The sequence below is a fragment of the Sphingomonas sp. genome, assembly GCF_035758555.1.
Classification (GTDB): Bacteria; Pseudomonadota; Alphaproteobacteria; order Sphingomonadales; family Sphingomonadaceae; genus Sphingomonas_B.
In genome coordinates, this window is the sequence record NZ_DASTXI010000233.1 from 1 (window position 1) to 10775 (window position 10775).

Consider the following 10775-nt stretch of genomic DNA (forward strand, 5'->3'; position numbering starts at 1 on the left):
GAGGTTCGCTGGCTCCCCGGGCCTGATTCGAACAGGCGGCCGTCCGATTAACAGTCGGATGCTCTACCGCTGAGCTACCGGGGAATGCCGAGCGAGGCCGGGCCTATAGCAAGGCTTCCGGCCATTGCAAGCGGGTTAGGCGATGAACTGCTCCATCGTAATGCGGTCGTCGAGCGCGTGTTCGGGGTCGAACATCAGGCAGAGTGTCTGGCTGCGGTCGATCGCGACTTCGACGGTCGCGACGTCGCGGACCTCGCGCTGGTCGGCGACGGCACTGACCGGGCGCTTGACCGGCTCCAGCACGCGGAATTTGACGGTCGCGCTGTCGGGCAGGATCGCGCCGCGCCAGCGCCGCGGGCGGAACGGGCTGATCGGCGTCAGCGCGTGCAGCGCCGATCCCAGCGGCAGGATCGGGCCGTTCGCGGACAGGTTATAAGCGGTCGACCCGGCCGGCGTCGCGACCAGCACGCCGTCGCACACCAGTTCGTCGAGCACGACGCGGCGGCCGACGGTCACTTCCAGCTTCGCGGTCTGGCGGGTTTCGCGCAGCAGCGAGACTTCGTTGATCGCCGGAAGCGTCGAGCGCGCTCCGGCGATGGTCACGGTCTCCATCCGGAGCGGCGAAACCTCGAACCTCTTGGCGCGCTCCAGGCGCTCGTCCAGATGCTCCAGGCTCCAGTCGTTCATCAGGAAGCCGACGGTGCCGCGGTTCATGCCGTAGATCGGGCAGATCCGCCGCCGCTCCAGCATCGCGTGCAAAGTCTGCAGCATGAAGCCGTCGCCGCCCAAAGCGACGACCATGTCGGCTTCTTCGATATCGTGCCATTCGTAGCGGCGGCGCAGCTCGTGCTCCGCCTCGATCGCGACATCGGCTGTGGATGCGACCAGCGCGCGGCGAATATTCATCCGCCGGTGACGCTCATGTGACGCGAAACGGCAGGCCGCTCGATATGGAAATCGTGCGCTCGCGGCTTGATCCTCATTGCCTGGTCCAGCGCCTTGTCGACCGCGCCGGGCCCGCCGCCGCGCAGTGCCGCCTTCAGGTCGACGCAGTCGGACTGGCCGAGGCAGAGATAGAGCTTGCCCTCCGCCGTGAGGCGGACGCGGTTGCAGCTTGCGCAGAAATTGTGGGTCAGCGGCGAGATGAAGCCGATATGGATGCCGAGCTCCTCCACATAAACGTACCGCGAAGGGCCGCCGGTGCTGCGGTCGGACGGCGTCAGCGTGAAGCGCCGCGCCAGCCGATCGCGCACGAAGGTCAGCGGCAGGAAACGGTCGGTGCGGTCTTCGTCGATTCGGCCCAGAGGCATCGTCTCGATGATCGACAGGTCGAAGCCCTGTGCGCCGCACCATTCGGCCATCGCGACGAACGCATCGTCGTTGAGATCTTTCAGCGCCACCATGTTGATCTTGATCGCGAGTCCCGCCGCCTTTGCCGCCGCAATGCCGGCCACCACTTCGTCGAAGGCGTCGCGGCGCGCGATATAGGCGAATCGGTCGCGGTCGAGCGTGTCGAGGCTGACATTGATGCGGCGGATGCCGGCTTCCTTCAGCGGCCCGGCGGCTTCAGTGAGCCGCGCGCCATTGGTGGTCAGCGTCAGTTCGTCGAGGCCGTCGCCGATCCGCCGGCCGACGCGCTTCGCAAGTTCGGGGAGGCCGCGCCGCACCAGCGGCTCGCCGCCGGTCAGCCGCACTTTGGTGACGCCGCGATCGACGAAGCGGTCGACGATCAGCGCCAGCTCTTCGAGCGACAGCAGCTCCCGGCGCGGCAGGAAGGTCATCGCTTCGGCCATGCAATAGCGGCAGCGGAAGTCGCAGCGATCGGTCACCGACACGCGCAGATAGCTGATCCGCCGGCCGAAGCTGTCGACCAGCGAAGGCAATGGGGCGGGGGCGGCGGCGATCATGACGGGCAAGCTTATGGGGCGGGCGTGCGCGCGGCAAGCCATTGGCGAAAACGCTGGGGCCGCTAGAATGGGCCGAAAAGGGGAGCGCATTTGAACGACCAGGCCGCGGGATCGCCGGGAGAGGGCGCATCCCTGTTCATTCTGTCGTTCCGGCATCGTGACGAGTTGCTGGAAGCGGCGAGCCGCGGCGGCTGGTTCGCGATCGCGGCGCGCCGGGCGGGCGGCGTCGAGCGGCGCTTCGTCGACAGCGGCGCGGGCCTTGCCATCGTCGATGGGCGCGGCGCCTTCGACGAGGCGATCGGCGCCGTCCGCGCGCTCGCCGATCCGGTCGAGGCGAACGCGGCGGCGCTTCTGGTGCTGCTTTCACGCGGAGACGTCGCGCGGCTGAACGAGGTCCATGCCGCAGGCGCGACCCATTATCTGGCCAGCCCGTTCGGCGAGGCCGAGCTGCTGCAGGCGCTGCGCTTCGCCGCCCGCTATGCGCGAAGATTGAGCGGCGGCGCGATCAGCCGCCCTGCGCTGAGCCGGGCGGAAGGCATGCGCTGGAGCTTCGGCGCGAACGGCCTGACTCTCAGCACCGCGCTCAGCCGCAGCTATGGCCTTGGCGAAGAGCCGTTGAGCCTGCGCGCCGCCTATCGGCTGCTGGCGCCCGCCGACCGGCGTGCGGCGCGCGCCGCGCGGCGGCGGATCAGGGCCGGCTATGCCTCCACCGCCTTTTCGCACCTGCTGCCCGACGGCGTGCGCGTCGCCCACCATCTGATGGCGGGCGAGGGCGAAGTGAACGGGCTGATCGAGCCGCTCGACAAGGAACGCGTGCTGCCGCTGCACCGCGACCCGCTGACCGGCCTTCCGGATGGGACGGCGGCGCGGCGCTGGCTGGGGTCGCAGCTGAGCGCCGAGACGCGGCCGGGCGTGCTGCTGGTGGGCATGAGCCGCTTGCCGACGATCAACAGCCTTTACGGGCGCGGCGGCGGCGATGCGCTGCTGCAGGCGGCGGCGCGCCGGATCGAGCGTGTTGCGCGCGAGGTCAGCCCCGGCGCCTGGATCGCGCGGCTGGCGGGCACCGAGTTCATGGTCGGCCTGCCGCGCGCCGATGCGGAGCAGCTTGGCGACGCCGCCGAGCGGATCGTCGCCGCGGTCGAGCGACGGGTGGCGGTGGCGCCGGATGCCGTCGCGCTGGGCGCGGACATCGGCGGTGCACTCGCAAGGGATGAGGACCCCGGCGTGCTGCTGCGCCGCGTCAGCGCCGCGCTCGCCGAGGCGCGGGAGGCAAGCGGCAGCGCAATCCGCCTGCTCGACGGGGGCGGCGCAGAGGCGGCCGAGCGCGCCCAGCGTCTTGCCGCGGACCTGCGCGAGGCGCTGACCGGCGGGCAGATCGAAATCCTGTTCCAGCCGCAGGTCCGCACCGGCGACGGCGGCATCGACGGCGTCGAGGCGCTGGCGCGCTGGCGCCACCCGCTGTTCGGCGAGCTGGGTGCCGAAGCGCTATTCGGCGCGGCCGAGCGCGCCGATCTGGTCGTGCCGCTGTCGGAACTGGTGCAGCGCCGGGCGCTGGAAGCCGCCGCCGCCTGGCCGGACGCGCTTGCTGGGCTGCGGCTGTCGGTCAATGTCACCGCCGCCGATCTGGCGCGGCCTGATTTTGCCGAGCACATGCTTGCCGCGATCGACGCGAGCGGCTTCGCGCGCGACCGCGTCACCGCCGAAGTGACCGAAGAAGGGCTGATCGAGGATCTGGGCGCCGCCGCCGCTGCGCTCGCGCGCCTCCGCCAGGGCGGCTGCCGCGCCGCGGTCGACGATTTCGGCACCGGCTATTCCAGCCTCGCCTATCTGAAGGCGCTGCCGCTCGACTATCTGAAGCTCGACCGCCGCCTCAGCCAGGACATCGCCGGCTCCGCCCGCGGCCGGGTGGTGGTGCGCAGCGTCATCGACATGGCCCGCGCGCTGGGCCTCGGCGTCATCGCGGAAGGGGTGGAGACGGAAGAACAACTGGCCCTGCTCGCGGCCGAAGGCTGCACGCTGTACCAGGGCTTCCTGTGCTCGGGGCCGGTGGGGATGGCGGAGTTGGTGAGATTGCTGGAGGATCCGTCACGCTCGTCCTGAGCGAAGCGCGTAGTCGAAGGGCGCTGCCTCAGCTATGGAGCCTGCGCCCTTCGACTACGGCCTAAGGCCTCCGCTCAGGACGAGCGGTTACCACCTTTGCTTGTTACGTCGCCAGTTTCGCCAGCCCGCGCGACAGCTGCAGCGCGCCGTTCAGGCGCTGCTTCGGGTTCTCCCAGTCGCGGCTGATGACCAGCTTCGAATCCGGGCGCAGCTTCGCCGACGCGCCGATCTTCTGCACATAGCCGAGCAGGGCCGGCACGTCGGGCGGCGTGTCGTTGTGGAAGGTGACGACGGCGCCGCGCGGGCCGGTCTCGATCTTCGAGACGCACGCCTTTCTGGCATTCAGCTTGATCTCGATCAGCCGGATCAGGTTTTCGGTCGGGGTCGGGAGCTTGCCGAAGCGGTCGATCAGCTCGGCGGCGAAGCCTTCGATCTGTTCGGCCGAATCGAGCTCGTTGATGCGGCGGTAGAGGCCCATGCGCAGATCGAGATCGGGGACATAGTCCTCCGGGATCATCACCGGCACGTCGACCGTGATCGTCGGCGAGAATTCGTCGCGCTTCAGCTCGTCGCGGCGGCCGCCGGCCTTGGCTTCCAGGATCGCCTCTTCCAGCATCGACTGGTAGAGCTCGAACCCGACTTCCTTGATATGGCCGGATTGCTCGTCGCCCAGCAGATTGCCGGCACCGCGAATGTCGAGATCGTGGCTGGCAAGCTGGAAGCCGGCGCCAAGGCTGTCGAGGTCGGACAGGATCTTCAGTCGTTTCTCCGCCGTGTCGGTGATCGACGTATCGGCGGGCGTGGTCAGATAGGCATAGGCCCTGATCTTGCCGCGCCCGACGCGGCCGCGCAGCTGATAGAGCTGGGCGAGGCCGAAGCGGTCCGCGCGGTGCACGATCAGCGTGTTGGCGCTGGGGATGTCCAGCCCGCTTTCGACGATCGTGGTCGACAGCAGCACGTCGTAGCGCTTGTCGTAGAAGGCCGACATGCGCTCCTCGACCTCGGTCGGCGCCATCTGCCCGTGGGCGACGACGTAGCGGATTTCGGGCACTTCCTCGCGCAGGAATTCCTCGATGTCGGGCAGGTCGGCGATGCGCGGCGTGACGAAATAGCTCTGCCCGCCGCGATAATGTTCGCGCAGCAGCGCCTCGCGCAGCACCACCGGGTCCCAGGGCATGACGTAGGTGCGCACGGCCAGCCGGTCGACCGGCGGTGTCTGGATCACCGACAGCTCGCGCAGGCCCGACATCGCCATCTGCAGGGTGCGCGGAATCGGCGTCGCGGTCAGCGTCAGCTGGTGGACGTCGGTCTTCAGCGCCTTCAGCCGCTCCTTGTGGGTGACCCCGAAACGCTGTTCCTCGTCGACGATGACGAGGCCGAGCCGCTTGAACGCGATGCCTTTCGCCAGGATAGCGTGGGTGCCGATGACGATGTCGATCCTGCCCTCGGCCACGCCCTGCCTGGTCTCCTTCGCTTCCTTGGGCGGCACGAGGCGGGAAAGGCGACCGATGTTGAGCGGAAAGCCCTGGAAGCGCTCGCAGAAGGTGTTGAAATGCTGGCGCGCGAGCAGGGTGGTCGGGCAGACCAAAGCCACCTGCATGCCGGCCATCGCCGCAACGAAGGCGGCGCGGAGCGCGACTTCGGTCTTGCCGAACCCGACATCGCCGCAGACGAGCCGGTCCATCGGCTTGCCGGCAGAGAGGTCGCCCAGCACGTCGTCGATCGCGCGGTCCTGGTCGTCGGTTTCCTCGTACGGGAAGCGGTCGGCGAAGGCGGGGTAGCTGCCGCTGTCCGCCTCGATCACCTCGGCGGGGCGGAGCGCGCGTTCGGCGGCGGTACGGATCAGCTCGTGCGCGATCTCGCGGATGCGCTCCTTCATCGCCGCCTTGCGCCGCTGCCAGGCCTCGCCGCCCAATTTGTCGAGCGTCACGCCTTCGCTCTCGGCGCCATAGCGGGAGAGGACTTCGAGATTCTCGACCGGCACGTAGAGCTTGTCGCCGCCCGCATAGGAGACGGCGACGCAGTCGTGCGGCGTCTTCGCAACCGGCACCTGCGTCAGGCCTTCGTAGCGGCCGATGCCGTGATCGACATGGACAACGAAATCGCCGGGGCTGAGCGTCGCCAGCTCGTTCAGGAAAGCGTCGGCCTGCTTGCGGCGCTTGCGCCTGCGGACGAGGCGATCGCCGAGCATGTCCTGCTCGGTCAGCAGCGCCACGTCGGGCGTGGTGAAACCGTGATCGAGCGGGAGCACGATGAGGGCGATCGCACCAGGCTGGGATGCGACCCCTAATGCCTCCTGCCAGCTTTCGGCATGGCGGGCGTTAGTAAGCCCATGATCGGCCAGCAGGTTGCCAAACCGTTCGCGCGCGCCCGGCGAGTAGCTGGCGAGGATGACCTTGTGGCCGCCTTTCTTCAGCCTCGCCGCGTGTTTGACCACAGCTTCGTAGACATTGGCGTTCTGCGCCCGCTCCGGCGCGAAATCGCGCGCGCTTTCGACGGCAAAGTCGAGGCTCTTTCCGCTTTCCGGTGCGGCGAACGGTGTCGCGAGATGCACCGGCTGGGTGTCGATCGCCTCGCGCCATTCGTCGGCGCTGAGATAGAGCGCGGATGGTTCGATCGGGCGGTAGCTGCCGGGCTGCGCGACCATCGCCTTCTGGCGGTTGGCGTAATAGTCGTCGATCGCCTCGAACCGCTGGTCCGCGGCCGCGCTGGAGCCGAAATCGCGCACGACCACATCGTCGCTGCCCAGATGATCGAACAGCGTGCCGAGCTTGTCCTCGAACAGCGGCAGCCAATGCTCCATGCCGGCAAGCCGCCGCCCGTCGGACACGGCTTCGTAGAGGGGGTCGCCGGTGGCGGTGGCGCCGAAGGTCTCGCGATAGCGGCCGCGGAAGCGTTTTATGCTGTCCTCGTCCAGCAAAGCTTCGGAGGCTGGCATCAACGTGAAGCCGTCGACGCGGCCGATCGTGCGCTGGTCGGCGGGGTCGAATTTGCGGACGCTCTCGATCTCGTCGCCGAAGAAGTCGAGGCGCAGCGCATAGTCTTCGCCGGTCGGAAACAGGTCGATCAGGCCGCCGCGGATCGCGAATTCGCCGGCCTCGGCGACGGTGTCGACGCGCTGATAGCCGTTGGCGTTGAGCTTCGCGGCAAGCTGGTCGCGGTCGATCCGCTCTCCGGGCGCGAGCTTCGCCACGAGCTGGCGGATGCGGAACGGCGTCAGCGTCCGCTGGATGGCGGCATTGGCGGTGGTGACAACCAGCTGCGCGGCGCCCGGCTTCTGCTGCAGCCGGTGCAGGGTGCCCAGCCGTTCGGACTGGATGCGCAGGCTGGGCGACGCGCGGTCATAGGGCAGCACGTCCCAGGCGGGGAAGGTCAGCACTTCCAGCTCGGGCGCGAAATAGCCGGCGGCGTCGACCAGCGCGCGCATCGCCGCTTCGTCGGACGCGATGAACACCGCGCGCTTGGCCGACGCACGCGCCAGGTCTGCCATCAGCCAGGGGAGGAAGCCGGCCGGCGCGGAAGCGAGGGTGAGGGGACTCTTAACCTTCAGGATTTTGGTGAGATCAGTCATTCCTGGAACCGTTCGTTTCGAGCGAAGTCGAGAAACGGGGATGAAGGGGGAGCACGTGTCTCGACTTCGCTCGACACGAACGGACTCTTATCTGGAAATCGGTATGTAATTGAGCCGCTGCATTGCGCCCATCATCTCGCCCTGCCAGCGCTCCGGCACCGCCGCCGTGCCGATCGCCCAGGCCATGATGTCGACGTCCTGTTCCTCCATCAGCGCCTCGAACCAGCCGATCTGCTCATCGTTCCAGCCGCAGGCGTGCGCGTCGAAAAATCCGCCGACCAGCAGGTCCGCTTCCTTGGTGCCGCGATGCCAGGCGCGGAAGCGCAGGCGTTTCAGGCGGGCGTCGCGGTCCATAAAACTCCAATGCAAAGCGGCCGGACAGCGCTGGCGGGCGCTCCGGCAATGTGGTTAGAGGTCGCACTTAGGCATGCGACCCGAAATCCTCAATCCGCTGTTCGCCGAAGTGGAGGCGCTGAAGGGAATCGGGCCCGGGCTGAAAAAGCCGCTCGAACGCCTGGGCCTGGCACGGGCGATCGACGTCGCCTTTCACCTGCCGACCGGCTGGATCGACCGCAAGCGCGTCGAGCGGCTGGACATGGGCGATGTCGGACGGACGATCACGATTCCGTTGACCGCCGTCGACTATCGCCAATCGGGGAGCGGACGCGGGCCGTTCCGGGTGCACGCGACCGACGCGGGCGGGGACTATGTGAGCCTCGTCTATTTCGGCGGCAATCCGGGTTGGGCAAGGAAGCTCTTCCCCTTGGGCGAGCAGCGGATCGTGTCGGGCAAGCTCGAAAGCTACGGCCAGGAATTGCAGATCGTTCATCCGGACCTGGTGCTGAAGCCGGGGGAGGAGCTGCCTGCCGCCCGCGAGCCGGTCTATCCGCTGTCTGAAGGCCTGACCTCGCGCCGGCTCCACCAGCTTGCCGAGCAGGCGATCGCGCGCGCGCCGGAGCTGCCGGAATGGATCGAGCCCAGCGTGCTGCAACAGCGCGGCTGGAAGCCGTGGCGGGCGGCGCTGGCCTCCGTCCATGCCGATCCGGCCGACACCGTGTCTCGCGCCCGGCTCGCCTATGACGAAGTCTTCGCCAACCAGCTCGCGCTGATGCTGGTCCGCGCCTCGACCCGCAAGCGCCGCGGCCAGCCGCTGCAGGGCGACGGGCGGCTGCGGGATGCGCTGAAGCTGCCCTATGCGCCGACCGGGGCGCAGCGGCGCGCGGCCGCGGAGATCGAAGGGGACATGGCGCAGCAATCGCCGATGCTGCGGCTGCTCCAGGGCGATGTCGGGTCCGGCAAGACTTTGGTCGCGCTGATGGCGTTGCTGGTGGCGGTCGAGGCGGAGTCGCAGGGGGCATTGCTCGCGCCGACCGAAATCCTCGCCCGCCAGCATTTCGAGTCGCTGAGCCGCATGCTCGCGGGCCTGCCGGTCAATGTCGCGATCCTGACCGGGCGTGAGAAGGGACGCACGCGGGACTCGACGCTGATGGGGCTCGCCGACGGCTCGATCGACATCCTGGTCGGCACGCACGCGATCTTCCAGCAGAGCGTGAACTACAAGCGCCTGGGTCTTGCCGTCGTTGACGAACAGCATCGCTTCGGCGTGTCGCAGCGGCTGATGCTGAGCCAGAAGGCAGAGCGGCCGCCGCATCTGCTGGTGATGACCGCGACGCCGATCCCGCGCACGCTGACGCTCACCCAATATGGCGAGATGGACGTGAGCCGCCTCGACGAGATGCCGCCGGGCCGCCAGCCGATCGAGACGCGCGTGATTTCCGACGAGCGGTTGCGGGAAGTGGTCGACGGGCTCGGCCGCCACATCGCGGCGGGCGGCCAGGCCTATTGGGTGTGCCCGCTGGTCGAGGAGAGCGAGAAGAGCGACCTGGCTGCCGCCGAGGAGCGCGCGACCGCGCTCCGCTTGCGCTTCGGCGACAGGGTCGGGCTCGTCCACGGGCGGATGAAGGGGCCCGAGAAGGACGCCGTCATGGCGGCGTTCGCGAGCGGGCAGCTGTCGGTGCTGGTCGCGACCACCGTGATCGAGGTCGGCGTCGACGTGCCGAACGCGACGCTGATGATCATCGAGCATGCCGATCGGTTCGGGCTGGCGCAGCTTCACCAGCTCCGCGGGCGCGTCGGTCGCGGGGAGGGCAAGTCGGTCTGCCTGCTGCTCCGCTCCGGTCAATTGAGCGAGACGGCGCGGTCGCGCCTCACACTGATGCGCGAAACCAATGACGGCTTCCGCATCGCTGAGGAGGATCTGAAACTCCGCGGTCCCGGCGAAATCCTCGGCACCCGCCAGTCCGGCGAGCACGTCTTCCGCCTCGCCACGCCGGAGTTGCTGAACGAGCTGCTGCCGGTCGCCTCCCAGGATGCGCGCCTGCTCGTCGATCGCGACGGCGGCCTCGAAGGCGAACGCGGCCAGGCGGCGCGGCTGGCGCTCTATTTGTTCGATCGTGATGCGGGCGTGAATCTGCTGCGGAGCGGGTAGGGTAAATCGCGCCCAACTCGGCTAGCCTCCCGCGCATGACGCAACGAGGCCGCCCGCCGCATGACGATGTGCTGACCCCCGCCGAATGGCGTGTGGCGGAGTTCGTGCGGCATGGCCTCACCAACCCGGCGATCGCGGCGCGGATCGGCACCAGCACCGACGCGGTCAAGTTCCACGTCGCCAACATCCTGGTAAAGCTAGGGCTGCCGAGCCGGATGGAGCTGCGCCGCTGGACCGGAATCCGCCGCGGCGCCGCACTCGCCCTGCAATCGCACGACCCGCAACAGGAGGTCAGAATGGGACCGATCGGACAGATTTCCCGCCAGGTGCGCGACATCGCCGCGGCGGAACAATGGTATCGCGACGTGCTGGGTCTTCCGCACCTCTACACGTTCGGCGACCTGGCCTTCTTCGATTGCGGCGGCGTGCGGCTGTTCCTGTCGCAGACCGAACAGGCGAGCGACGGGGAGTCGATCCTCTATTTCCGCGTCGACGATATCCGCCTCAGCCACACCGCGCTGGAAAGCGCCGGCGTCGAGTTCCTGAACGCGCCGCATTTGATCCACCGGCACGAGGACGGGACGGAGGAATGGATGGCCTTCTTCAAGGACAATGAAGGCCGGCCGCTCGCGATCATGTCTCAGGTCAGGAGCGGAAGCGCCTGATCAGCCTGGATCGCTGCGACTCCCAGGTTTCGAGCTGGAGGCTT

Annotated in this window: 7 protein-coding genes and 1 tRNA gene; 3 read left to right on the forward strand and 5 right to left on the reverse strand. The window is 68.4% G+C overall.

The window, feature by feature from the left end:
- Positions 1-9 precede the first annotated feature (9 nt).
- The 3 genes from VFT73_RS13940 to moaA all read right to left on the reverse strand — a co-directional run bounded on the left by VFT73_RS13940 (position 10) and on the right by moaA (position 1907).
- A tRNA-Asn gene (locus VFT73_RS13940) sits at positions 10-84 on the reverse strand.
- A gap of 51 nt (positions 85-135) precedes the next feature.
- The gene (locus VFT73_RS13945) at positions 136-906 is read right to left on the reverse strand and encodes an NAD kinase (protein ID WP_326412460.1); all 771 of its coding nucleotides are present in this window, start codon (positions 904-906) and stop codon (positions 136-138) included.
- Positions 903-1907, reverse strand: a complete 1005-nt coding sequence (gene moaA, locus VFT73_RS13950; protein WP_326412462.1) for a GTP 3',8-cyclase MoaA — start codon at positions 1905-1907, stop codon at positions 903-905. The genes VFT73_RS13945 and moaA overlap by 4 nt, the downstream gene beginning before the upstream one ends.
- Positions 1908-1997: 90 nt before the next feature.
- Here moaA and VFT73_RS13955 point away from each other — a divergent pair, with 90 nt between their 5' ends.
- Positions 1998-4007, forward strand: coding sequence for a bifunctional diguanylate cyclase/phosphodiesterase (locus VFT73_RS13955; protein ID WP_326412464.1), 2010 nt, complete (start codon positions 1998-2000; stop codon positions 4005-4007).
- Positions 4008-4110: 103 nt separating this feature from the next.
- Here VFT73_RS13955 and mfd read toward each other — a convergent pair whose 3' ends face one another.
- A complete protein-coding gene (gene mfd, locus VFT73_RS13960; RefSeq protein ID WP_326412466.1) occupies positions 4111-7578 on the reverse strand; it encodes a transcription-repair coupling factor in 3468 nt (1155 codons plus the stop codon).
- An 87-nt stretch (positions 7579-7665) separates the two neighbouring features.
- Positions 7666-7932 carry a succinate dehydrogenase assembly factor 2 gene (locus tag VFT73_RS13965; protein WP_326412468.1) on the reverse strand — a complete coding sequence of 89 codons (267 nt, stop codon included), beginning with the start codon at positions 7930-7932 and terminating at the stop codon, positions 7666-7668.
- 73 nt (positions 7933-8005) lie between these two features.
- Between VFT73_RS13965 and recG the strand changes: the two genes are divergently transcribed.
- Together recG and VFT73_RS13975 are read left to right on the forward strand one after the other, a co-directional pair.
- A complete protein-coding gene (gene recG, locus VFT73_RS13970) occupies positions 8006-10066 on the forward strand; it encodes an ATP-dependent DNA helicase RecG (protein ID WP_326412470.1) in 2061 nt (686 codons plus the stop codon).
- A 35-nt stretch (positions 10067-10101) separates the two neighbouring features.
- Positions 10102-10731, forward strand: coding sequence for a LuxR C-terminal-related transcriptional regulator (locus tag VFT73_RS13975; RefSeq protein WP_326412472.1), 630 nt, complete (start codon positions 10102-10104; stop codon positions 10729-10731).
- Positions 10732-10775: the final 44 nt, after the last annotated feature.